This is a genomic window from Streptomyces sp. NPDC029674, from assembly GCF_044903205.1.
Lineage (GTDB): Bacteria > Actinomycetota > Actinomycetes > Streptomycetales > Streptomycetaceae > Streptomyces.
Genome location: NZ_JBJDPY010000001.1, coordinates 168,706 through 192,864, shown reverse-complemented (window position 1 = coordinate 192,864; position 24,159 = coordinate 168,706). Strand labels below are relative to the sequence as shown.

The following is a 24,159-nucleotide window of genomic DNA, read 5'->3' as shown; positions in this document are numbered from 1 at the left end:
CCGGTAGCCGGGGCGGCCCGAAAAGCGACCATAGGTGCATGGGGCACCATTACGGTGGGTGTCCGGGTGGCCGCACACCGCACGGAAAGTGCTGTTATCCAGGTCAAACGTGTTTTCGCCCGGTAGGGGAGACTGGGCCTGTATGTGATCTATGTCGCCGCTCCGGGGTGCAACCGGAGGCGCGGCGCCGGAGAGGCGGAGACGGAAATCCGGGAGAAGCCGGGAGAAACCGATGTGGCTGTCAGGTGACATGGTGGTTGCGTGCGTCTCACATGAGGGGTCCGGACTCCCGGGCCGTCAGCCGGCCCTGTTGACAGGGCCGCAGGCGTGTTTGACAGGTCCGCAGACATGACGAGTGGGGCGGGAGGGTCGACGGGGCGTGGCGAACGTTGAACACAGGGGGCCGGGAAACGCCCTGGGAACAGGGCCGGCCGGTGGACCCGAGGCGCGGATCGGAGCGATCCGTGTCGTCCTCTGGCTGATCGCCGCCGTCCTCGCGATCCGGCAGGTGGCCGTCGTCCTGCGAACGCCGGAGGGCGACCGCCTCACCGATCTGGAGACCTGGATCGGTCCTGAGGGCGTCCTGCACGTGAAGGGCTCCTTCTACGACGCGGACAAGTTCACCGGCACCCCCTTCGCGGGCCTCGTCCTCAAGCCGCTCGCGCGCTCGGGAGAGCAGGCGCTCGGCTGGGCCTGGACCTTCGGCACGCTCGGCCTCGTCGTCGTGCTCGGCCTGGTCGCCGCCCGCGCCCTGCCGCAGCCCGTCGCCCGGCGCACCTCCCTGCTCGCCGCCCCCGTGGCGATCAGCCTGCTCATCCTGTCGCTGCCGGTCCGCAACACCCTGCACCTCGGCCAGACCAGCATCCTCCCCGTGCTGCTCGTCCTGCTCGGTCTCTTCGCGGTCCGCGGTGAACGGGCCGGCGGCGTCCTGATCGGCGTCGGCGCGGCCCTGCAGCCGACCATGCTGCTCTTCGCCGCGCTGCTCTGGTTCACCGGCCGCAGGAAGGGCGCCGCGGCCACCGCCGCGGGCTTCGCCGCCTGTACCGCGCTCGCCTGGGCCGCGATGCCGCGCGATTCGTCGACGTACTGGTTCCACCACCTGGGGGGCGCGGGCCTCGGCGCGAACCCGGACGGCAACGCCAACCAGTCGCTGCACGGCATGCTGCTCCGCCTCGGCTTCGAAGGGCCGCTGGAGACCGGGCTCTTCCTGGCCCTCGGCGCGGCCGTCGTCTACGTCGGGCTGCGCCGTGCCGTGCGGTACGCGCGGGACGGGCAGCTGCTCCTCGCGGTCGCGATCACCGGGTGTGTGGCCGTCGCGGTGTCGCCCACGACCTGGCAGCACCAGCTGCTGTGGGTGCTCTTCGCGGTGGTCGGCCGGGTCGGCAAGCGCCAGTCCGACCGCTACATGTGGCCGGTGGCCGTCGTCCTCGTGTCGACGCTGCCCGCCAAGATGATGCTGCCGAACATGCCGGTGACCGAGCCGATCCGGGACAACCTCGTGCTGATCGCGGCGCTCGCCGCGGCCACCGTCGTGCCCTTCCTGTCGCGCACGCACCCGCAGTACCGCAGCCCGATCCCCACGGACTACGCCGCGCCCGTCCCGGCGCGCTGGAAGCGGGTGCCGCTCGTCCCGTTCTGGCGGCGCGTCGTGACCCGCCCGAACCTGCTGCTCGAACTGCTTCTCATCCGCGTCGGCTACTCCGCGTACCAGCAGGTCAGGCTCGCGGCGACGGGCGGCACGATCTCCGGGGGCCGGGCCACCGCCGAGCAGCACGGCGAGCAGGTGCACGCGATCGAGCAGTTCTTCTTCATCGACATCGAGCGCTGGTTCAACCACCTGACGGCGCGGACCGGCTGGATGGAGGAGTTCTTCAACTTCTACTACACGTCGTTCCACTTCCTGGTGCCGCTGAGCGTCCTCGCGGTGCTGTACGCGCGCCGTCCCGCCGACTACCGCTGGGCCCGCTCGGCGCTCGGCTTCGCGACGGTCCTCGCGCTCATCGGCTTCTGGGCCTATCCGCTCGCCCCGCCGCGCCTGATGCCGGAGCTCGGCTTCGTCGACACGGTGCACGGCGTGCAGGACTTCACCCAGCCCGACTACGGGACGCTGACCGCGCTCACCAACCAGTACGCGGCGATGCCCTCGCTGCACTTCGGCTGGTCGCTCTGGTGCGGCCTGGTCATCGCCGTCATCGCACCCCGCTGGTGGATGAAGGCGCTCGGCCTGCTGCACCCGTTCTTCACGGTCTGCGCGATCGTCGGCACCGGCAACCACTGGATCCTGGACGCGGTGGGCGGCGCGGCCGTCGTGGGGGCGGGCTTCGGCTTCACCTATCTGCTGTCCGGGCCCCGGGTGCGGCAGCCGCGGGAGGTGCCCGGGACGAGGCCGTTCACCGGCACGTCGAAGGACGGCTCCGCGAAGGACCGTAGCCCGAGCTGATCTCGTAGGTGCCGGGGCGGGGCACCGACAGGCGCGTGAACTCGCCGTGCCGTTGCAGGCAGGCGCCCTCCGCCCGCAGCCACGGCGAGTACACGAGGCGCACCGTCACCGAGCCCCGCTCGGGCACCCGCACCACCACGTTCGAGCCGGTGGAGCGGACGACGGCCGCGGGCTTCGACACCAGCGGCACCGGGTCCTTCACCCGGAAGATCCGCCAGTGCGCGTCCTTCCACACCGGTTCCAGCCACTTCGGGCCGCTCGCCACCAGCGCCGCCTCGTCCTCGGCGAAGCCGTCCGGCTTGCCCGCGGGCAGCACGACGTAGCCGACGGCCCACTTGTCGAGCCACTTGCGGTAGCTGGCCGCCGAGAACGACCCGTCGTAGAAGAGGCGGCCGCGCTCGATGTCGAGCTGGCGGTTCCACCCGCGCGCCATGTTCACGTACGGGGCGAGCGCGGTGGCCTCGCGGTGGTTGCGGGTCGGCACGACCTCGACGCGGGTGCGGTTGGCCTCCAGGCGTTCCAGCTCCCGCACCACGCCGTGGGTGTCGACTGCCCACTTCGGCACCTTCGTGGAGACCCTGAGATCATCGAGGGTCTTCTGCGCCACCCAGGCGGAGGACAGCACGAGCGCCACCGCCAGGGTGATCCGGCGGGCCCGGGTCAGGCCGGGGGCGAGCAGCGCGGCGAGCAGCACGGCGGGGCCGACCAGCTCCGCGAGCCGCTCGACGTTGGTGCCGATGGGGGAGGGGATGAGATACGTGAGGACGGTGCCGGCCGCGTAGACGCCGGCGCCCCATCGCAGCACCCGCCAGTCGCGCGGCCCCGCCACGATGAGGGCCAGGCTGAACAGCACGGGCGGGAAGATCCGGTCGAAGGGCATCAGGTGCTCGCCGGTGAACGGGAAGAGCACCGTGGTCGCCGCGACGACCAGGAACGGCGGCAGGATCAGCGCCGCGGAGCGCACCCAGTCGCGTACGAAGAAGTAGCCGGCGCCCGCCACCACGAGGAAGAGCCCCGCGACCGGGGACCCCATGGTGGCGAGGGCCGCGCAGGCCACCGCGACGACCGTGCGCCGGCGGCCCACCAGGGCGAGGCAGGCGGCGAGGCCGAAGGCGAGGCCGAGGGCGAACGTCGTCCGCCCGGAGGCGACGTTGCACCACACCGCGAGCGAGGCGAGCACCGCGGGCCACAGCGGTCTGCGGATGCCGGTGCGCTCGATCAGGACGGCGACCAGCCAGGCGCCCGCGATGCCCGACACCGCCGTCACGGTCTTCACGCCGAGCGCGGCCATCAGATAGGGCGAGATCAGGCTGTAGTTGGCGGTGTGCATGCCGCCGTACCAGAAGAGGTTGTACGCGGCCGTGCCGTGCTCGGAGGCGAACCGCGCCCAGGCCTCCTGCGCCGCCAGGTCGCCGCCGCCCGTCGCGAGGAACGCCACCCACACGGCGTACAGGGGAAGGGTGGGGACGGTGGCCAGGAGCGGGACGCGGTAGCGCCGGAGTAGTTGCCGGAGCGGGGTGTTCCGGCCGGTGGACGCAGTGCCGGACGGGGCGAGCGAGACGTCGGCAGAGACCACGGTCACCGTTTCCGTTCGTGTCCTGGGAAGCCAAGGTTCACTTCTCAAGACGCTTCATGCAACGGAAACGTTGGTTCCGTAAATGTAATTGACCTGATAGGTCGTCTTATGGCGCTCTATCGGCTCACGGGCGGGCGGTGCGGCCGGTGCTGACCTGGAGCTCCTTGACTCCGTTGAGCCAGGCCGAGCGGAGCCTGCGCGGGTCGCCGGTCAGGTGCAGGCCGGGCATGGCGTCGGCGATCGCGTTGAAGATGAGGTTGATCTCCAGGACGGCGAGGGACTTGCCGAGGCAGAAGTGCGGGCCGCCGCCGCCGAAGCCGAGGTGCGGGTTCGGGTCGCGGCTGATGTCGAACTTCTCCGGCGACTCGAACACGTCGGGGTCGTGGTTGGCCGAGGAGTAGAAGATGCCGACCCGGTCGCCCTTCTTGATCCGCGCGCCGCCGAGCTCCGTGTCCTGGGTGGCCGTGCGCTGGAAGGAGATGACCGGGGTCGCCCAGCGCACGATCTCCTCCGCCGTCGTGGCGGGGCGCTCGCGCTTGTAGAGCTCCCACTGGTCCGGGTGGGTGAGGAAGGCGTGCATGCCGTGGGTGATGGCGTTGCGGGTGGTCTCGTTGCCGGCCACCGCGAGCAGGATCACGAAGAAGCCGAACTCGTCGCCGGAGAGGTTGCCCTCGTCCTCGGCGGCCACCAGCTGGCTGACGATGTCCTTGGCGGGGCACTCCTTGCGGGCCGCGGCGAGGTTCATCGCGTACGCGACGATCTCCATGGCCGCCTCGGCGCCGATCTCCTCGGTGATGGCGTACTCCGGATCGTCGTACGCCGCCATCTTGTTGGACCAGTCGAAGATCTTGGAGCGGTCCTCCTGGGGCACGCCGATCAGCTCGGCGATGGCCTGCAGCGGGAGCTCGGACGCAACGTTCGTCACGAAGTCGAAGGAGCCGTCGTCGCCCGCGGTCGCGAGCGCCGTCTCGACGATGGAGCCGGCACGGGCGCGCAGCGCGTCCTCCAGGGAGCGGATGGCGCGGGGCGTGAAGCCGCGCTGCACGATCTGGCGGACCCGGGTGTGCTCGGGCGGGTCCATATTGATCATGATCAGCTTCTGGACCTCGATGCGGTCGCGGTCCATCGACTCGTTGAAACGGATGATCGCGGTGTTGACGTTGGTGGAGAACAGCTCCGGGTGCGTGGAGACGTACTTGACGTCCTCGTGCCGCGTGACGGCCCAGTAGCCCGTGTCGTCGTAGCCGGAGGCGCGGTACGGCTGGGTTATCCAGTGCACCGGTTCCGTCCGCCGCAGCTGTGCGAACTCCGGCAGCGGTACGCGGTCTTGGATCAGGTCGGGGTCGGTGAAGTCGAACCCGTCGGGCAGCGCTGGGCAGGACATCGGCCACTCCAGGCGTGAGCTGAGATCTGGCGATCTGTTCCTGACGGTCCATCAGGAGACTTGCCCGGCAAGGTAATAACGGGTTCTACAAGTCGCAAGGGCCAGAGCGGGCCCGATTGCGCGCGGATCCGGGCAAGGTGCGTGCAGGACCCTTGCGGTACGGGGGGCGTGCTCAGCAGACTGCACAACAGAACTAGAACGCGTACTAGTTCCACTCGCGAGCCGCCGGGACGGCTCGCGGGACGTGGAGAGGGAGGACGAGCCCATGGCCGCGGAACCCGTCATCGTCGAAGCAGTACGCACGCCCATCGGCAAGCGCTCAGGCGCGCTCGCCAATCTCCACCCCGCCTACCTGCTCGGCGAGACCTACCGCGAACTCCTCGGCCGCACCGGCATCCACGCCGACTGCGTCGAGCAGATCGTCGGCGGCACGGTGACGCACGCCGGGGAGCAGTCCATGAACCCGGCGCGCACGGCCTGGCTCACCATGGGACTGCCGTACGAGACCGCCGCCACCACCGTCGACTGCCAGTGCGGGTCGTCGCAGCAGGCGAGCCACATGGTCGCCAACATGGTCGCGGCCGGCGTCATCGACGTCGGCATCAGCTGCGGCGTCGAGGCGATGTCGCGGGTGCCGCTCGGCTCCGGCTCCAAGCACGGCCCCGGCAAGCCGTTCCCCGACGAGTGGAACGTCGACCTGCCCAACCAGTTCGAGGCCGCCGAGCGCATCGCCCGCAAGCGCGGTCTCACCCGCGAGAACGTGGACTCGCTCGGCCTCATCTCGCAGGAGCGGGCGGCCGTCGCCTGGGCCGAGGAGCGCTTCAAACGCGAGACGTTCGCCGTGCAGGTGCCCACCACGGAGGAGGAACAGGCCGCCGGGCAGGGCATGTGGCGGCTCGTGGACCGCGACGAGGGGCTGCGCGACACCACGATGGAGGCCCTCGGCGGCCTCAAGCCGGTCATGCCGACCGCCGTGCACACCGCGGGCAACTCCTCGCAGATATCGGACGGCGCGGCCGCCCTCATGTGGGCGTCCAAGCGGATGGCGCGGGCCCTGAAGCTGAAGCCGAGGGCCCGCATCGTCGCGCAGGCCCTCGTCGGCGCCGACCCGCACTTCCACCTGGACGGGCCGATCGACGCGACGCGCGCGGTGCTCGGCAAGGCCGGGATGTCCCTGAAGGACATCGACATCGTCGAGGTCAACGAGGCGTTCGCCTCCGTGGTGCTGAGCTGGGCGCAGGTCTTCGGGCAGGACCTGGAGAAGGTCAACGTGAACGGCGGCGCGATCGCCCTCGGCCACCCGGTGGGGGCGACGGGGGCGCGGCTCATCACGACGGCCCTGCACGAACTGGAGCGCAGGGACAAGGAGTTCGCGCTGATCACGATGTGCGCGGGTGGTGCGGTGGCGACGGGGACGATCATTCAGCGGCTCTAGCGCCCGGGACGCGAAGGAGGCGGCGACCCCCGTCCCGGGGTCGCCGCCTCCTTCAGTGGCGGGTCGCGGCGGCTTAATACCAGCCGTTCGCCTGCCAGTGGCTCCACGCGCCCGTCGGGCTGCCGTAGCGCTCGTTCATGTACTTGAGGCCCCACTCGATCTGGGTCTCGGGGTTGGTCTTCCAGTCGGCGCCCGCGGAGGCCATCTTCGAGCCGGGCAGGGCCTGGACGAGGCCGTAGGCGCCGGACGAGGAGTTGGTCGCGCTCGGGTTCCAGCCGCTCTCGTGCGAGACGATCTTGTCGAACGCGGCGAACTGCGCCGGGTCCGGGATCATCTTCTTGGCGATCGCCTTGGCGGACGCGGGGGCGGCGGCGGGAGCGGCGGCCGGGGCGGCGGCCTTCGCGGTGGTCGGGGTGGCTGCCTGGGCCGGGGCCGCGGCGAAGACCATGCCGGAAGCGGCGGCGGCGACGAGGCCGCCGGTGAGGGCCTTCTTCGGGGAAGCGATGCGGCGGATGAGCGAGGCGGGCACAGAGGACCTTCCGGTGGGGTACGGGGCGGTCGCGGGGCACGCCGTGGCCACACGGAAGTGTGGGGGACATGCGGCGGCGCCGAGGCCGTGAGCGGCTGTCGGCGCCTTGCGACTCATCCAGAGAAACAGGCCCGGCGCGCCGCCGCAATGACCCCATTTACTAGTGGAAGCCGCACCCCGTGCCAAATGTCCCTCTGTGACCTGGCTCTCAATCTGCAGGTCAGAGGCGGTATTGATGCATGTACGTCAAGAGTCGCGGGCTACGGGCCTCTTTCGTAGTGGACCAAGGTCCTGTGGGCCGCCTCACGCGTACGAGTCCCCGATGTGACGGCACGCAGCGGCTCGCTCACGCCTTGGGGGCCTCGAATGTGACCGGCGCCTCGAACGCCGCCCGGCGCGTGGCCCGCCGCAGCGCCTTCAGGACGGCCGGGCCGAGTGCGAGGCTCAGCAGCACGGTGACCACGGCCCGCGGCAGGTCCCAGCCGAGCGAGGTCGCCAGACAGTACGCGACGAAACGGCCGAGGTTGTCCGCCAGCGGGTCACCCGGCACGAAGGAGACGCCGGTGGCCAGGCCGCCGAGGTAGGGCCAGCCCTGGAGGTTCATCACCGTCCCGTACAGGACGGAGGAGACCGCCCCGTAGGCCGCGAGCAGCCACAGCTCACGGCGTCCGCGCAGGGTGGCGGGCCCCGGCAGCAGCCCGGCGCCCATGCAGACCCAGCCCATCGACAGCATCTGGAACGGCATCCACGGCCCGACGCCGCCCGTCAGGAGCGCCGAGGCGAACATCGACACCGCCCCCAGCACGAACCCGAAGCCAGGACCGAGCACCCGTCCGCTCAGCACCATCAGGAAGAACATCGGCTCGATGCCCGCCGTCCCCGCGCCCAGCGGCCGCAGCGCGGCACCCGCCGCGGCCAGCACGCCCAGCATCGCGATGGCCTTCGCGTCGAGCCCGACGTCCGCGATGGTCGCCACCACCACGGCGAGCAGCAGCGGAAGCAGCGCCGCGAACAGCCACGGCGCGTCCTGCGCGTGATCACTGAGCCCCGAACCGCCGCCCGCCAGCAGCGGCCACCCGAACGCGACCACGCCCACCGCGCTCACCAGCGCGAGCGCGGCAACCGAGCGCGGACCCAGCCGGATGGGCCGGGCCCGCCCGCCCCGGCCCCGCGACACGGCCGGACCACCCTTCCGTGCGGCCGTCACGACACGTCCTGCCCGTCCGCGCCCAGCGCCTCCCGTACCTGTGCCACCGTCAGCCACTCCTGGGGTGCCAGGATCTTCGTGACCTGCGGGGCGAAGGACGGTGACGACACCACGATCCGCTCGGTCGGGCCGTCCGCGACGACTTCGCCGTCCGCCAGGATCACCACGCGGTGGGCGATCTCGGCCGCCAGCTCCACGTCGTGCGTGGCCAGTACGAGCGCGTGGCCCTCGGCGGCGAGCCCGCGCAGGATCCCGGCCAGCCGCGCCTTGGCCGCGTAGTCGAGGCCGCGCGTCGGCTCGTCCAGGAGCAGCAGGGGCGGGCGTGTGGTCAGGACGATCGCCAGGGCGAGCGTCAGGCGCTGGCCCTCGGAGAGGTCCCGGGGGTGCGTGTCGTCCGCGATACCGGGCAGCAGCTCGTTCACCAGGGCACGGCACGTCCCCGGCGCCGCACCCGCGTCGTGGTCCGCGGCCGCGCACTCGGCGGCCACGGTGTCCGCGTACAGCAGGTCGCGCGGCTCCTGCGGGACCAGGCCCACGTGCCGGATCAGCCGGCGCGGCGCCGTGCGGTGGGGGACCGCGCCACCCACGCGGACCGTGCCCGAGGTGGGTTCCAGCAGGCCGACGAGGGCGGACAGGAGCGTGGACTTGCCGGCGCCGTTGCGGCCCATCAGGGCGACGGTCTCGCCGGGTGTGACGGTGAGGTCGACGCGGCGCAGCGCCTCGACGCGGCCGCGGCGGACGGCGAGGCGTTCGACGGCGGCAGCCGGCGTGGCGTCGGGCTCGCGCTCGCGTTCCTTCGCCGTACGTCCCCTCGTTGTACGTTCCCTTGCCTCACGTTCCTTGCGCAGCTGGGGCCACCGGCCCGGCGCCCGTCCCGCGAACGGTTCGGCCGGGGCCTCCTCCCGGTGCGGGCCCGCGGCCGCGAGCCGTTCCCGCAGCGCCCCCGCCCTGCGCCGCGCGTCCCGCACCGTCAGCGGCAGCGGTGACCAGCCCGCGAGCCGGCCGAGCGCGACCACCGGGGGGAAGACGGGGGAGCGGGCCATCAGCGCGGCCGGGTCGCCGAGCACGGGAGGCTCGCCCGGCGCGCCGAGCAGCAGCACCTGGTCCGCGTACTGCACGACCCGCTCCAGGCGGTGCTCGGCCATCAGGACCGTGGTGCCCAGGTCGTGGACGAGCCGCTGGAGCACGGCGAGGACCTCTTCGGCGGCGGCCGGGTCCAGTGCGGACGTCGGCTCGTCGAGGACGAGGACCCGGGGGTGCGGGGTGAGCACCGAACCGATGGCGACGCGCTGCTGCTGGCCGCCGGACAGGGTCGCGATGGGACGGTCGCGGAGGCCGGCGAGGCCGAGCAGGTCCAGGGTCTCCTCGACGCGGCGGCGCATCACCTCGGGGGCGAGGCCCAGCGACTCCATGCCGTACGCCAGCTCGTCCTCGACGGTGTCCGTCACGAAGTGCGAGAGGGGGTCCTGGCCGACCGTGCCGACGACGTCGGCGAGTTCGCGCGGCTTGTGCGTACGGGTGTCGCGGCCCGCCACGGTCACGCGGCCGCGCAGGGTGCCGCCCGTGAAGTGCGGCACGAGCCCGCTCACCGTGCCGAGCAGCGTCGACTTGCCGACCCCGGACGGCCCGACGAGCAGCACGAGCTCGCCCTCGGGCACGGTGAGGTCGACCCCGCGGACGGTCGGCGCGGGCGCCCCCTCGTAGGTCACCGAGACGTCCTCGAAGCGGATCATGAGGGCTCCTCGGGAGGTGCGGGGGGTGTGGGGGAGGCGGGTGCGTCGGAGGAGGGGGCCGTCCGCCATGCGGAGGCCGAGGCTTCCCGGGCGGGACCGGGCGCGGGCCGCGGGACCGCCTCGGGAGCAGCGGCCATGTCCTGCCGCACGGGCGACGCCCCGTCCGCCCCCGGCACCGGAGCCACGACCGCGGGAAGCAGCCCGATCAGTACCGCAAGGGCGGGCCACAGCGGCAGGGACGGGGCGACCAGCGGGACGACGCCGGGGTGCAGGGCGGCCGGGTCGTGCGAGGCGGACCAGATGACCAGCGCGGCCACCGCGAGGCCGGACGCGGAGACCAGCCAGGCGCGCGGGCCCCACGGGTCCGGGCGGTAGCGCGTGCGTACCGAGCGGCGGCCGCCGAGCCGCAGGCCCGCCAGCGCCGCGAGCAGGCCGGCGAGCAGGACCGGCAGGCCGAAGGCGGTGCCCTGGGCGGTCAGCAGGCCGTACGTGCCCACGCAGACGCCCATCAGACCTCCGAGCGTCAGCGCGGCCGTCGCCCTGCGCACTCCGGCGGGGACGGGCGCGGTGCGGCCGAAGCCGCGCGCGTCCATCGCGGCGGCGAGCGCGACCGACCGTTCCAACGCGCCCTCCAGGACGGGGAGGCCGACTTGCAGCAGTCCGCGTATGCCTTTGTCGGGGCGGCCGCGCAGCCGGCGCGCCGCGCGCAGCCGCTGCACGTCCACGATCAGGTTCGGCGCGAACGTCATCGCCACGACGACGGCGACCCCGACCTCGTACAGCGCACCCGGCAGCGACTTGAGCAGCCGCGCCGGGCTCGCCAGCGCGTTCGCGGCGCCGACGCAGATCAGCAGGCCGGCGAGTCGGATTCCGTCGTAGAGGGCGAAGAGCAGGCCCTCCGCGGTGACCCTGCCGCCGATGCGTACGCCCTTCGCCCAGTCGGGCAGCGGCACCTCGGGCAGCGTGACGACGGTGTGCGTGCCGGGGATCGGCGAGCCGAGCACGATCGCGAAGACGAGGCGGATCGCGATGACCACGAGCCCCAGCTTCACGAACGCGCCGTACGACTTGGCCCACGGGGCCGACGTCCGCCGCGCCGCCACCACATAGCCCGCGACGCCGATCAGCATCCCGAGCAGCAGCGGATTGGTCGTGCGGGACGCCGCGGTGCCGAGTCCGACGGCCCACACCCACCAGGCGCCGGGGTGCAGTGCGTTGCTCCGGTGCGCCTCGGGGGCGAGGCGGCGCCGGAGGCGTCCGGGCGCCGCACTGCTGCCGTGGTGGGTCATCGTGCTGTCCGTGTCCGTGTCGGGTGTCTCCGTGGCCGGGCCGCGTCAGCCGCGGCGGCGCCGGGCCTGCCAGATGCCGGCACCGCCGAGCAGCGCGACGGCGGCGATCCCGGCGACGACGCCGAGGGACGGCCCGCCGTCACCGCCGGCGTCGTCGCCGTCCGGGTTCGGCTGCGCCTGTGTGGTCAGGGTTCCCTTCACCTGGTCCCCGCAGCCCGACTTCGGGTAGCCCTCGATGGCGCAGAGCAGCGCCTTTGTGTCGTAGCGCAGCGGTTTGGCGACCGAGGCGAGGGCGTCCGCGGTGGTGGCGTCGGGGGCCACCTGCGCGCATGCCCGTCGGGGCGCGGGCGGCGTCTCGCCCTTGGGGGCGTCCTTCGGCAGGCCGAAGTCGATGACCAGGGCGACGCGCTTGCGGCCGTCCTCGGGCGGCGTGCTCGCGCAGATGGTGTCGAAGCCGGCGGCGCCGCGCGGCTTCGCGGCGTCCTTGGAGTCCTCGGAGACCGCGAAGCGGAAGCCCTGCACGTCGCCGTCCTCGGGGCGCGCGGTGCCGGGCCCCTGGCTGGCGTACGTCCACCGGCCGCCGTCCCGGTCCCAGAACGACCAGTAGCGGTAGCCGGCGGCCTGGGCGGCGGGCGCGGCGACGAGGACGCTCAGCAGGGCGGCGAGGAACACCCCGACCGCCGGGCCGTGCCCGACCCGGCTCCGCGTCACGGCTGCTGCTTCTTGCGGTTGCCGCTGTACAGGAAGCCGATGCCGATGCCGGCGACCATGCCGACGCCGATGATCCACCAGATGCTGACGCCGCCGTCGTCATCCTTCTTCTCGTCCGCGTCGGAGGCGGCCGGGGACTCCGAGGACTGCGGGGCGGGGCCCTGGGCGTTCAGCTGCTTGACGAGGTCGGTGCCGCCGAAGTCGCGCGGGTCGAGGCCCGTGGCGTGCGCGGCGAAGACCAGCTTGGCGTAGGCGGCGGGCCCGGACTGCTTCGCCCAGGCCGCGGAGTTCTTCGTCAGCCACTCGGCGGACTTCCCGGCCTGTTCCTTCTGCCCGGCGGCGGCGAGGGCGAGGACGGTGTCGGCGGTGCCGCCCACGTCCGGCACGTCGGAGGCGCCGGGCAGGTGGTCGTCGGTCTTGCCGAGGGTGTAGAGGAGGTAGCCGGTGCCGTTGCTCGCGGCCTGCGCGGCGGTGTCAGGCTTCGCGCACTTGGGGGCGGAACCGGCGGACTTCTTGGGGGGCGACACGACCAGGCCCTTGCCGAGGCTGCCGAGCACGCCGGCCGCGGTGGCGGCGGCGTTCGGCGCGAGCTTGCCGGACTTGGCGTCGGGGAGCCCGAAGGCGCCCTTCTCCTTGTCGCAGTCCATGGCGAGCTTCGGCAGCGCGTCGTAGGCGGACCTGCCGTCCTGGGACTTCACGTCCGCGGGGTTCCGGCCCGCCGCGGCGAGCGCGCCGACGACGATGCCGGTGGAGTTGGCGTCGCTGGGCATCCCCGGGTTGTAGCCCCAGCCGCCGTCGGTGTTCTGCACGGACTTCAGCCACTCGACGCTCTTCTTGACCGTCGCGTCCTGGCCGCCGAGCGCGGCGAGCGCCTGGACGGCGGCGGCGGTGGAGTTGCTGTCGACGGAGGTCTTGGAGTCGCACGGCTCGGTCGCGTCCGCGCGGTACGCGGCGAAGCCGCCGCTCGCGCACTGCTGCCCGGTCAGCCAGTCGACGGCCTTCGGGGCGGGCTCGACGCCCTCGGTGTGCTGGGCGAGCAGGGCGTACGACTGGCGGAAGACGCCGTCGAACTTGGGGTCGCTCTTGCCGTAGAGGCCGGAGGGGAGCGCGGTCGAGGGCGACGGCTTCGCGTCGTCCGCGAAGGCGGCCGGTGCCCCCACCGAGCCGAACACGGCGACGGCGGCCAGGACCGCGGCGCTGCGGCGAACGTTCATGATGCGGCGGGTTGCCTCTCCCTGCGGGGAGCGGGGCAGCGCGGCGCGTGCGAGCACGGCTACCGGGCGGCTCCGGCTCCGTATACCTCGACGGTGCCGCTCATCGGGGTCCGATGAAGCGAGCCGGTCACGTTCCGCACCGGGCATTCCGGCTTGCCACGCTCGATGGCACACGGATTGGGGCCTCCCCTGCTCGAGCGAAGCCGAGAGCTCGGGGAAGGGTCAGCGCCGGATTCGCACCGGCTTCCCCCTGCGCGGACGTGAGGACGACGCGCCCACTCTACCGGCCGGCCGGCGGGCGCCCCGGGTCACACCGCCACGAACGTGACCGGATCGCTCCCCTGCACGGCCTCCGCGCGGCCCAGCTTCACCAGGCGCCGCACATGCGCCTCGGCCTCCGAGACCGCGATGTTGCGCGAGCCGTAGGGGATCTCGTCCCAGGGCCGGTTCCACTCCATGCGCGCGGCGATCTGCCAGGGGGTGAGGGGCTCGGCGAGCAGGGCGAGGAGTCCGGTGAGGCGGTCCTCGTGGTGGGCCAGGAGTTCACTGACGCGGGCGGGGGCGTCGGTGAAGGCGCGCTGGTGGGCGGGGAGGATCTCGGCCGGGGCGAGGCGGCCGACGCGTTCGAGGGAGTCCAGGTAGTCGCCGAGGGGATCCGTGGCCGTCTCGGCGTCGGGGTCCTCGTACAGGCCGATGTGCGGGGTGATGCCGGGGAGCAGGTGGTCGCCGGAGAAGAGGCGGCCGTTGCCGGGCAGGCCCGTGGGGTGGTCCTCCTCCAGGTGGAGGCAGACGTGGCCCGGTGTGTGGCCAGGCGTCCAGATGGCGCGGAGCCTGCGGCCCGGCAGGGGGAGGAATTCGCCGGGGGTGATGCCGCGGTCGGGGAGGGCGGGGGCGAGGCCGGGGAGCTTGCGGGGGCGGCCCTCGTCCCGGGCGCGGACGAGCGGGGCGACGTGGTCTGCGGGGGCGCCCGCGGCGGTGAGCTTGTCGGCCAGGTACGCGTACCAGCGGTCCGGCGGGCTCGAGCTGGTGCGGCGGACCACCGCCGCGTCGGCCTCGTGCATGGCGATCCACGCCCCGGAGGCCTCCCGGACGTGCTGGGAGAGGCCGTGGTGGTCGGGGTGGTGGTGGGTGATGACGACGCCGTGCACGTCGCCGACGGCGACACCGCACGTGGCGAGCCCGGCGGTGAGGGTGTCCCAGGACGTGGGGTCGTCCCAGCCGGTGTCGATGAGGACGGGGCCCGCGTCGGTGTCCAGGAGGTGGACGAGAGTGAAGCCGAGCGGGTTGTCGGGGATCGGGACCTTGATGCTCCGGACGCCGCCGCCGTGCTCGATCACCGGCGGGTCCGTCACCTGCGGGGTCGGGGTCATGGGGCCTCGTCTCTCGTCGCCGGGTGCCGCCACTATAACTAGAACTAGTTTCAATGGTCGCCCAAGTCGACCGACTGGGCGCCGAGTTGCCGGTCCCTCCCGTGGACTCCTCCAAGTAGAACTGGTATCAGTTCTGAAACAGTGTCAGGAACCGCCCCGCAGGAGGCAGTCAGCCATGACCGAGCTCGTGGAACACGGACAGCTGTTCATCGGCGGGGAGTTGGTCGACCCGCTCGGCAAGGGCGTCATCGACGTCGTCTCCCCGCACACCGGCGAGGTCTTCGCCCGCGTGCCGCACGCGGCGCCCGCCGACGTCGACCGTGCGGTCGCCGCCGCACGCCGGGCCTTCGAGCACGGACCCTGGCCACGGATGAGCCTCGACGAGCGCATCGAGGTCATCAGCAAGATCAAGGACGGCTTCGCGGTACGCCACGAGGAGATCGCCCGCACCATCAGCAGCGAGAACGGCACCCCCTACACGTCCAGCGTGATGGTGCAGGCCCTCGCCGCGATGATGGTGTGGGACGCGGCGATCACCGTCGCCCGCGACTTCACGTACGAGGAGGCGCGCGACGGGGTCCTCGGCAGGATCCTCGTCCGCCGCGAGCCGATGGGCGTCGTCGCGGCCGTCGTACCGTGGAACGTCCCGCAGTTCACCGCCGCCGCCAAGCTGGCGCCCGCGCTGCTCGCCGGCTGCCCGGTGATCCTCAAGACCTCCCCGGAGGCGCCCCTCGACGCGTACATACTCGCCGAGCTGGCCGCCGAGGCGGGCCTGCCCGAGGGCGTCCTGTCGATCATCTCCGCGGACCGCGAGGTCAGCGAGTACCTCGTCGGGCACCCCGACGTCGACAAGGTCTCCTTCACCGGGTCCGTTGCCGCGGGCAAGCGCGTCATGGAGGTCGCCGCCCGCAACCTGACGCGCGTGACGCTGGAGCTGGGCGGCAAGTCGGCCGCCGTCGTCCTGCCGGACGCCGACGCGGCGAGCGCCGTCGCGGGCATCACCCCGTTCGCCTGGATGATCAACGGCCAGGCGTGCGTGGCCCAGACCCGCATCCTCGTGCCGCGCACCCGCTACGACGAGTTCGCCGAGGCCTTCGCCGCCGCCGCGTCCGCCCTCAAGGTCGGCGACCCCCTCGACCCCGCCACCGAACTCGGCCCGCTCGTCGCCCAGCGGCAGCAGCAGCGCTCCCTCGACTACATCCGCATCGGCCAGGAGGAGGGCGCCAAGATCCTCGCGGGCGGCGGCCGGCCGCCCGGCCTCGACCAGGGCTGGTACGTCGAGCCGACGCTGTTCGGCGGTGTCGACAACTCCATGCGCATCGCCCGCGAGGAGATCTTCGGGCCCGTCATCTGTCTCCTTCCGTACGGCGAGGAGAGCGAGGCGGTGCAGATCGCCAACGACTCCGACTACGGGCTCAGCGGCAGCGTCTGGACCGCCGACGTCGAGCGCGGCATCGACATCGCGCGGCAGGTGCGCACCGGCACGTACTCCGTGAACACCTTCAGCCTCGACATGCTCGGCCCCTTCGGCGGCTACAAGAACTCCGGCCTCGGCAGGGAGTTCGGGCCCGAGGGATACGGCGAGTACTTCGAGCACAAGATGATCCATCTCCCCGCCGGATATGAGGGGAGTGGCGCCTGATGGGGGACCGCTGGCGCGTCGAGGTCGACCGGTCCGTCTGCATCGGCTCCGGGATGTGCGTGCTCACCGCGCCCGGCGCCTTCGAGCTGGACACCGCCCGCCAGTCGCACCCCACCGCGCCCGAGACCGACGCCAACGAAAAGGTCCTGGAGGCCGCGGAGAGCTGCCCGGTCGAGGCGATCACCATCGCGCTGGCGGACGGCGGTGAGGTCGTGTTCCCACCGGAGGAGTAGCCCTTCCGGACACGCAACCGGCTTGCGCCCGCGCCCTGTTCATCCTGATCACGGCGCGGGCGTCGCCATTTGTCCGGTCGACGGATACTCTGTTCACTCGAACATGAGCGAACGTGACTTTACGCATGCGTTCCGCACGGCCATCCGATGACAGTCGTGACTGTTCCGCCTCTTTGCGTCCTGGAAATGTCTCTGCCACACCCGGCGGAGAGGGGACACCATGGACAAGCGGTACGAGGTCTACTGTCTGGCCGACAGGCACTTCTACGAGACCCCGGACCGGTTGTCGTCCAAGGGCACTTCGAGCGCCCCGGAGTTGCCGGCGGCCGGCCGCCCGGTCCCGGCGGGCTGGCGCTCGGGACGCATCGGCGACTGGCTCTCCCTCGTCCCCGTGGACGACGGCGGGACCGCGCTCCCCGCGCCCCAGCAGGGCTGGAAGATCCACGTCTCCTCCACCCTGGAGAACGCGGACCGCGTCACGACGGCCGTGTGGGACTACTGCGTGCCCCGCGGCATCCCCTTCAAGTTCGTACCGGCCAAACACCTGCTGCACCTGCGCAACAGCAAGTACGCCGGACGCGACCACAGCGGCAAGGCCGTCACCGTCTACCCGGCCGACGAAGAGCAACTGCAGCGAATATGTACCGAGCTGGGCGGCCTCCTCGACGGCACCGAAGGCCCGTACATCCTCACCGACCTGCGCTGGCGGCAGGGCCCGCTGTACGTCAGGTACGGCGCGTTCACCCGCCGCATGTGCGACAACGGCAAGGGCACCCTGGTGCCCGCCATCGAGAACGGCGAGGGACAGCTCGTACCCGACCCGCGCGACCCCGCCTTCAAGGTCCCCGAGTGGGTGACCCTGCCGCCCTTCCTCGAACCCGAGCTCGCGGCCCGCAACAAGGCGACCGTCGCCGACCTGCCGTACCGCATCGAGAAGGCCCTGCACTTCTCCAACGGCGGCGGCGTCTACGCCGGGACCGACATCCGCGACGGCCGCAAGGTCGTCCTCAAGGAGGGCCGCCCGCACGCCGGCCTCGCCTCCGACGGCGCCGACGCCGTGACCCGGCTCGAACGCGAGAAGGACGCACTGGAGAAACTCTCCGGACTCGGCGTGGCCCCCGAGGTGCGCGACTGGTTCCTCCTCGACGGCCACCGCTTCCTCGTCATGGACTTCCTCGAAGGGTCCACCCTCAACTCGTTCTTCGCCCACCGGCACCCGCTCTGCACCAGCAAGCCCGACGCCACCGCCATCGCCGACTACACGGCCTGGGCGCTGCGCATGCACCGCGCCGTCGAAGAGGCCGTCACCGCCGTGCACGAGCGGGGCGTCGTCTTCAACGACCTGCACCTCTTCAACATCATGGTCGCGCCCGACGAACAGTCCGTCTCCCTCCTCGACTTCGAGGCGGCGACGGCCGTGGGCGACGGGGGCCGCCAAGTCGTCGCCCACCCGGGCTTCCTCGCGCCGCCGGACCGGCGCGGCACCGCAGTCGACCGCTACGCCCTCGCCTGTCTGCGGCTCGCCCTCTTCCTGCCGATCACCTCGCTGCTCTCCATCGACCGCGGCAAGGCGGCCCACTTCGCCCAGGTGATCGCGGCCGAATTCCCCGACGTACCGGCCGAGTTCCTGGCCGAAGCCGTCGCGGAGATCGAGCACGGCGGCCGCGGCACGACCGGCACCGCCGCCCGCACGGCGGCCACGGCCACCCCTCTGGTCGATCCCGGTGACTGGCCGCACAGCCGCGACTCGATGGTCAAGGCCATCCTCGCCTCGGCCACCCCCGAGCGCGACGACCGGCTCTTCCCCGGCGACATCGCGCAGTTCACCGAAGGCGGCGGACTCGGCCTCGCGCACGGCGCGGCAGGCGTGCTGCTCGCCCTCGCCGAGAGCGGCGCCGAACGCTACGAAGAAGGCGAACGCTGGCTCCTGAAGCACACCGAGCCCGCCCCGGCCGGTACGCCCCTCGGCCTGCACGACGGTCTCGCCGGCGTCGCCCACGTACTCGACCGGCTCGGCCACCGCACCCGCGCCCTCGACCTCGTCGAGTCGATCCTCCGGGAGAACTGGCAGCGGCTCCCCTCCGACCTGTACGGCGGCCTCGCCGGACTCGGCCTCGCCCTCGACGCCCTCGCGCACAGCACCGGCGAGAGCGCCCTCGCCCGCCACGCGGAGCGGGCGGCCGAACTGCTCGGCGAACGCCTCACCGCCGAGGCCGCCGACACCACCGCGAAGCCCGGACGGCGGCGCGCCGGACTGCTGCGCGGCGCCACCGGCCCCGCCCTCCTCTTCCTGCGGCTCCACGAGCGCAACGGCGACCCCGCGCTCCTCGACCTGGCGGCCCGGGCCCTGCGCGCGGACCTCGCCCAGTGCGTGACCCAGGAACGGGACGGCAGCCTCGCCGTGAACGAGGGCTGGCGCACCATGCCCTACCTCGGCGACGGCAGCGTCGGCATCGGCATGGTCATCGACGACTACCTCGCGCACCGGGACGACGCCGCGTTCGAGGCGGCCCGGCCGGGCATCCTCGCCGCCGCCCGCTCCCGCTTCTGCGTGCAGCCCGGCCTGGTCCAAGGACGGGCCGGACTCCTGCTGCACGTCAACCGCACCACCACACCCGGCATCACCCCCGAGGACGTGGCCGCGCAGATCGAGGAACTCGGCTGGTTCGCCATGTCGTACGCCGGCCAGCTCGTGTTCCCCGGACACCAGATGCTGCGCCTGTCCATGGACCTCAACACCGGGACGGCGGGCTGCCTCCTCGCACTCGCCGGCGCGCTCGGCGACGGCAGCGCGCACGTCCCCTTCCTGCCGCCCCTGCGGCGGCCCCAGAGCCGGTCCCGCGAGTCAGCGGGGTCGTGACACAACCAGCACAGCACAACCAGCACAGCACAACCAGCACGGAAAAGAGCACATCCCCTTAAAGGAGAGGCAAGACCATGGCACTTCTCGACCTGCAGAGCATGGAGTCCGACGAGATGACCGGTGGCGGCGGCGGTGGCGGCGGAAGCCTCGCGAGCCTGCTCCTCTGCTGGAGCGACGCCAGCATCATTCTCTGCCTCTGATGCCTGACCGCACCTGAGCGGCATGGCATCCAAGGCCCGGGCGGTTCCCCGCGAGGGGCCCGCCCGGGTCCACCACTGCCACCGCCGCTGACCACCGGAGACGAGGCGACGGAGACCCGGACCGCATGGCGACGACGACCACCCGTCCCCGACAACCCGCCGCCGACACCCGCCTGCTGGGCGCGGCGACCCGGTACAGCGCCGCCCGCTGCGCGATCCTGGCGCTCTGCGCCGTCGCGGGGTCGGGCGCGACACTGCTCCTGCCGCTCGCGATCGGCCGCGCCCTGGACGCCGTCCTCACCGGCCACCTGGCCGGCCGCGCCGACCCCGACACCACCCGCTGGATCCTCGCCTGCGCGGCGCTGATCGGCGTGAGCGCCCTCCTCGACGCCGTCGACGGCGTCCTCACCGGCACCACCAACGCCCGCACCACGGCCTGGCTGCGCGGCCGCGTCACCCGCCACGTCCTCGCCGTCGGACCGCGCACCACCGCCCGCTTCGCCCCCGGCGACCTGGTGGCCCGCCTCATCGACAACGCGGCACACGCGGGCATCGCGCCCGCCACCTTCGCCGCGCTCCTCGCCGCCCTGGTCACCCCCGTCGGCGCCGTGATCGCGCTCGCCCTCATCGACGGCTGGCTCGCCGTCGTGTTCGTCGTCGGCGCGCCCGTCCTCTTCCTGCTCCTGCGGGCGTTCGTGCGCGTCTCCTCCGACTGCGTGGCCCGCTACCAGCGGGTCCAGGGCGACATCGCGGGCCGCCTCAGCGAGGCGATCGGCGGTGCGCGCACCATCGCGGCGGCGCACACCGAGGACAAGGAGGAAGACCGCGTCCTGCGGACCCTCCCCGAACTCTCCCGCCAGGGCCACCGGATGTGGCGGGTCCAGGGCCGCTCCCAGGCGCAGGCCGTCGCCGTCGCGCCGCTCCTGCAGATCGCGGTCGCCGCGGTGGCGGGCCACCTCGTGCTCGACGGGCGCATCAGCGTCGGCGACCTGCTGGCCGCGACCCGGTACGCGGTCCTCGCCACCGGCATCGGCATGCTCGTCGGACAGCTGAGCGGCCTGGTACGGGCCAGGGCCGCGGCACGCCGTCTCGCGGAGGTCCTCGACGAACCCCCGACCGCGTACGGAAAGGCCCAACTCCCGCCCGGCGACGGCTTGCTGGAACTGCGCGGGGTCCGGGCGACCCGCGGCGGACGCGCCGTGCTCGACGGCGTCGACCTGACCGTGCCCGCGGGCGCCACGGTCGCCGTGGTCGGCCGGTCCGGCGCCGGCAAGTCACTGCTCGCCTCCCTCGCGGGCCGGCTCGCCGACCCCGACGAAGGCGTCGTACGCCTCGACGGCGTCCCCCTGGACACGCTCGGCCGCGAGGAACTGCGCCGCGAGGTCGGCTACGCCTTCGAGCGGCCCGCGCTGCTCGGCGACACCCTGGAGGAGACGATCGGCTTCGGAGCCCCGCGCCCAGGACCCGAGCGCATCCGCGACGCCGCCCGCGCGGCCCGCGCCGACACGTTCATCACCCGCCTCCCGGCCGGCTACGCCACGCCCTGCGCCGAGGCGCCGCTCTCCGGCGGCGAGGCCCAACGCCTGGGCCTGGCACGGGCGTTCGCGCGCGGTGGCCGCCTCCTCATCCTCGACGACGCCATGTCCAGCCTGGACACCGTGACGGAACACCACATCGCCGAGGCCCTGCTCCGCCACACCCCGCACCGCAGCCGCCTCATCATCGCCCACCGGGCGGCGACGGCGGACCGCGCCGACGCGGTGGCCTGGCTGCACGAGGGCCGCATCAGGGCGGTGGGCACCCACGCCGAACTGTGGGAACGCCCGGAGTACCGGGAGGTGTTCGGCGCGTGAACCCGTCGTCGCCCTACCGTCGAGGCGTCCGGTTCCTGCGGCGCAGGTGGCCGGTGGTGCTGCGGCTCGCGATCTGGTCCGTCCTGGAGACCGGCCAGACGTTCCTCACCGGGTACGCCCTCGCGCACGCCCTGGACGACGGGTTCCTCGACGGACGCGAGGCGGTCGGCCTCGGCTGGCTGGGCGCTGCGGCGCTCGGGGTACTGGTCGCCGCGTACGGCACGGGGCAGGTGTACCGCGCGGTCGCCGACCTGGTCGAGCCGCTGCGGGACTCGCTCGTGCGGCAGGTCGTCGGGCGCGGCCTGCGCGACGCGGACGGCGCCGCCGTGTCCCGGCTCACCCAGCAGGTGGAGATCGCCAGGGACACCTTCGCGGGCCTCGTGATGGTCTCCCGCTCCTTCGTCTTCACGGCGGCCGGCGCGCTGGCCGGCCTCTTCTCGCTCGACCCGCTCCTTCTCCTCGTGGTCGCGCCGCCGCTCCTCGCGGGCATCGGCCTCTTCGTGGCGTCGCTGCGTCCGCTGGCCCGGCGGCAGGAGGACTTCCTGATCGCCGACGAACGCCTCGCCGGTCAACTGGGCGTGGTCGCCCCGGGGTTGCGGGACGTCGCGGCGGCCGGCGCGGAGCAGGGCGTCGCCGAGGATCTGGACCGGGGCGTCGCCCAGGAGTACGCGGCGGCCGGCGCGCTCGCCCGCTGGGGCGTCCTGCGCACGGCGGCCCTCGCGACCGGCGGCCAGCTCCCGCTCGTCCTGCTCCTCGCCACGGGCCCCTGGCTCCTCGACAACGGAGTGACCCCCGGCGCCCTGGTGGGCGCCCTCGCCTACGTCACCCAGGCCCTCCTGCCCGCCCTCCACAACCTGATCAACGGCCTCGGCACGAGCGGGTCGCGCCTGGCGATCGTCCTGCGCCGCCTGACGTGGGACCGACCGCCGGAAGCCGACGCGCCTCCCTCGGTGGAGGGCGAGGCGGAGGCCGGTGCGGAAGCCGAGGTCCGCGGGGGCGAGACCCCCGCCCTCCGCCTCTCCTCCCTCACCTTCGCCTACGGCCCGCACGCCGAGCCCGTCCTGCGGGACCTGGATCTCACCGTCGCCCGCGGGGAGCATCTCGCCGTCGTCGGACCCAGCGGGATCGGCAAGTCAACTTTGGCCGGAATTGCTGCCGGGCTCCTCGAACCGGACGCCGGAAACGTGTGGGTCGACGGAATGCCCGTGTGCGGGGAGGGAGCTGTGGGGCGGCGCGTCCTCATTCCGCAGGAGGCGTACGTCTTCACCGGGACGCTCCGCGACAACCTGCGCTACCTACGGGCGGACCCCGTCCCGGAGCGGGAGATGACCACCGCCGCCGAGGCCGTCGGCCTGGCCCCGCTGATCGAGCGGCTCGGCGGACTCGACGCCACCCTCGTGCCCGCGGAACTGTCGGCCGGGGAGCGGCAGTTGATCGCGCTGACCCGCGCGCACCTCGCGTACGCCCCGCTGGCGATCCTCGACGAGGCGACCTGTCACCTCGACCCGGTCGCGGAGGCGCGAGCCGAGCGGGCGTTCGCGGCCCGCCCAGGCGGCACCCTGGTGGTGATCGCCCACCGGATCAGCTCGGCCCGCCGTGCCGACCGCGTCCTGGTGATGGACGGGGCGCATGCCCTGTGCGGGCGGCACGACGAGCTGATGGAGCGGTCCTCTCTCTACCGGGACCTCAACGGGGCGGGGGGCTGGGGAGAGCCGCGGGCCGGCTCACACCCATCCCTCGCCCTGCGAGATCCTTATGGCGTCGATCCTGTTCCGCGCCCCGGTCTTGCGGGTGATCGCGGCCATGTAGTTGCGCACCGTTCCGTTGGACAGATGGAGACTGTTCGCGATCTCGGAGACCGACGCACCCCCGGCGGCGAGTGAGAGAACGCTCAACTCCCTTCGGGTCAGCGGCATTTGCGCGGCCTTGAGGAAGCCGAACCCCAGCGACTCGTCGACGAACCGCTGACCTGCCGCCACCTGTCTTATCCCGGCGAGCAGCCGTTCCGGCGGGCTCGCCTTGTTCACGTAACCGAGCGCGTCCGCCTCCGCCGCCCTCCGCAGCTGCCCCGGCCGGTTGGCCGTGGCGAGCACCAGGACCCGGCAGCCCCTCCCGAGTGCCGAGGGCCCGGTCAGCTCGCCGAGCGGGTCCATCGCGTAGGTGGCCTCGTCGTCGAGATCCACCACGCAAAGGTCCGGTCTTACGCTGCGATGACGGCCGCGCGCGTGTGACCACGGCGCGTGGAACACCTCCAGATCCGGCTCTCGGGCGAGTTGTTCCGCCAGAGCCATTCGCAACAGACAGGCGTCGTGCACGAGAAGAACCCGGATCACACTTGCCCCTCCAGCCCCCCGCTTCCGGTTGCTCCGTTCAAGCACGCTGACCATTCATAGCGGTGAGTACCCCGGTCGTGACGCTGAGAACTGGCCAAGGGTGAGCCAAGGGGCGCATTTGCCATACGACTGTGCGCCCCCCGTGCG

At 72.7% G+C, this 24,159-nt stretch carries 17 protein-coding genes and 1 pseudogene; 8 read left to right on the top strand and 10 right to left on the bottom strand.

Annotated elements, in window-relative coordinates:
• The first annotated feature begins 379 nt into the window (after positions 1-379).
• Positions 380-2,440 (top strand): bifunctional glycosyltransferase 87/phosphatase PAP2 family protein, encoded by a 2,061-nt coding sequence (locus ACI2L3_RS00805; RefSeq protein WP_404750136.1) that lies wholly within the window; start codon positions 380-382, stop codon positions 2,438-2,440.
• Here the strand turns inward: ACI2L3_RS00805 and ACI2L3_RS00800 are convergent.
• Both ACI2L3_RS00800 and ACI2L3_RS00795 read right to left on the bottom strand, forming a co-directional pair.
• Positions 2,391-4,022: a hypothetical protein gene (locus ACI2L3_RS00800; RefSeq protein ID WP_404750135.1), complete on the bottom strand. Its 1,632-nt coding sequence runs from the start codon at positions 4,020-4,022 to the stop codon at positions 2,391-2,393. The two genes, ACI2L3_RS00805 and ACI2L3_RS00800, sit on opposite strands and share 50 nt — an antisense overlap.
• A gap of 118 nt (positions 4,023-4,140) precedes the next feature.
• Positions 4,141-5,400 carry a cytochrome P450 gene (locus ACI2L3_RS00795; RefSeq protein ID WP_404750134.1) on the bottom strand — a complete coding sequence of 420 codons (1,260 nt, stop codon included), beginning with the start codon at positions 5,398-5,400 and terminating at the stop codon, positions 4,141-4,143.
• Between the two features lie 265 nt (positions 5,401-5,665).
• Between ACI2L3_RS00795 and ACI2L3_RS00790 the strand changes: the two genes are divergently transcribed.
• Positions 5,666-6,835 carry a steroid 3-ketoacyl-CoA thiolase gene (locus tag ACI2L3_RS00790; protein ID WP_404750133.1) on the top strand — a complete coding sequence of 390 codons (1,170 nt, stop codon included), beginning with the start codon at positions 5,666-5,668 and terminating at the stop codon, positions 6,833-6,835.
• A 73-nt stretch (positions 6,836-6,908) separates the two neighbouring features.
• Here the strand turns inward: ACI2L3_RS00790 and ACI2L3_RS00785 are convergent, their stop codons facing one another.
• From ACI2L3_RS00785 to ACI2L3_RS00755, 7 genes are all read right to left on the bottom strand, one after another.
• The gene (locus ACI2L3_RS00785) at positions 6,909-7,364 is read right to left on the bottom strand and encodes a transglycosylase SLT domain-containing protein (protein ID WP_404750132.1); all 456 of its coding nucleotides are present in this window, start codon (positions 7,362-7,364) and stop codon (positions 6,909-6,911) included.
• A 346-nt stretch (positions 7,365-7,710) separates the two neighbouring features.
• On the bottom strand, positions 7,711-8,571 hold the full coding sequence (locus tag ACI2L3_RS00780) for an ECF transporter S component (RefSeq protein WP_404750131.1): 861 nt from the start codon (positions 8,569-8,571) through the stop codon (positions 7,711-7,713).
• On the bottom strand, positions 8,568-10,304 hold the full coding sequence (locus tag ACI2L3_RS00775) for an ABC transporter ATP-binding protein (protein ID WP_404750130.1): 1,737 nt from the start codon (positions 10,302-10,304) through the stop codon (positions 8,568-8,570). The genes ACI2L3_RS00780 and ACI2L3_RS00775 overlap by 4 nt, the downstream gene beginning before the upstream one ends.
• A complete protein-coding gene (locus tag ACI2L3_RS00770) occupies positions 10,301-11,593 on the bottom strand; it encodes an energy-coupling factor transporter transmembrane component T (RefSeq protein WP_404750129.1) in 1,293 nt (430 codons plus the stop codon). Before ACI2L3_RS00770 ends, ACI2L3_RS00775 begins: the two co-directional genes overlap by 4 nt.
• Positions 11,594-11,638: 45 nt before the next feature.
• A complete protein-coding gene (locus ACI2L3_RS00765; RefSeq protein WP_404750128.1) occupies positions 11,639-12,304 on the bottom strand; it encodes an SCO2322 family protein in 666 nt (221 codons plus the stop codon).
• Positions 12,301-13,518 (bottom strand): prenyltransferase/squalene oxidase repeat-containing protein, encoded by a 1,218-nt coding sequence (locus tag ACI2L3_RS00760; RefSeq protein WP_404750127.1) that lies wholly within the window; start codon positions 13,516-13,518, stop codon positions 12,301-12,303. The genes ACI2L3_RS00765 and ACI2L3_RS00760 overlap by 4 nt, the downstream gene beginning before the upstream one ends.
• Positions 13,519-13,826: 308 nt before the next feature.
• Positions 13,827-14,888, bottom strand: coding sequence for an MBL fold metallo-hydrolase (locus ACI2L3_RS00755; RefSeq protein ID WP_404750126.1), 1,062 nt, complete (start codon positions 14,886-14,888; stop codon positions 13,827-13,829).
• Positions 14,889-15,063: 175 nt separating this feature from the next.
• Here ACI2L3_RS00755 and ACI2L3_RS00750 point away from each other — a divergent pair, with 175 nt between their 5' ends.
• The 6 genes from ACI2L3_RS00750 (at position 15,064) to ACI2L3_RS00725 (ending at position 23,562) form a co-directional block, all read left to right on the top strand.
• Entirely contained in the window at positions 15,064-16,530 is a 1,467-nt protein-coding gene (locus ACI2L3_RS00750; RefSeq protein ID WP_404750125.1) for an aldehyde dehydrogenase, read from the top strand.
• Complete coding sequence (locus ACI2L3_RS00745) at positions 16,530-16,763, top strand: ferredoxin (protein WP_404750124.1); 234 nt, start codon at positions 16,530-16,532, stop codon at positions 16,761-16,763. The genes ACI2L3_RS00750 and ACI2L3_RS00745 overlap by 1 nt, the downstream gene beginning before the upstream one ends.
• A 220-nt stretch (positions 16,764-16,983) precedes the next feature.
• Positions 16,984-19,623 (top strand): class III lanthionine synthetase LanKC, encoded by a 2,640-nt coding sequence (lanKC, locus tag ACI2L3_RS00740; protein ID WP_404750123.1) that lies wholly within the window; start codon positions 16,984-16,986, stop codon positions 19,621-19,623.
• A 77-nt stretch (positions 19,624-19,700) separates the two neighbouring features.
• The gene (locus tag ACI2L3_RS00735; RefSeq protein WP_404750122.1) at positions 19,701-19,826 is read left to right on the top strand and encodes a SapB/AmfS family lanthipeptide; all 126 of its coding nucleotides are present in this window, start codon (positions 19,701-19,703) and stop codon (positions 19,824-19,826) included.
• A 125-nt stretch (positions 19,827-19,951) separates the two neighbouring features.
• Positions 19,952-21,679 carry an ABC transporter ATP-binding protein gene (locus ACI2L3_RS00730; RefSeq protein WP_404750121.1) on the top strand — a complete coding sequence of 576 codons (1,728 nt, stop codon included), beginning with the start codon at positions 19,952-19,954 and terminating at the stop codon, positions 21,677-21,679.
• Positions 21,676-23,562, top strand: coding sequence for an ATP-binding cassette domain-containing protein (locus ACI2L3_RS00725; RefSeq protein WP_404750120.1), 1,887 nt, complete (start codon positions 21,676-21,678; stop codon positions 23,560-23,562). The genes ACI2L3_RS00730 and ACI2L3_RS00725 overlap by 4 nt, the downstream gene beginning before the upstream one ends.
• On the opposite strand, the pseudogene ACI2L3_RS00720 reads toward ACI2L3_RS00725, so the two are convergent.
• Positions 23,488-23,832: pseudogene (locus tag ACI2L3_RS00720) on the bottom strand (LuxR C-terminal-related transcriptional regulator); the annotation flags it as partial. The gene ACI2L3_RS00725 and the pseudogene ACI2L3_RS00720 overlap by 75 nt on opposite strands.
• Positions 23,833-24,159 lie beyond the last annotated feature (327 nt).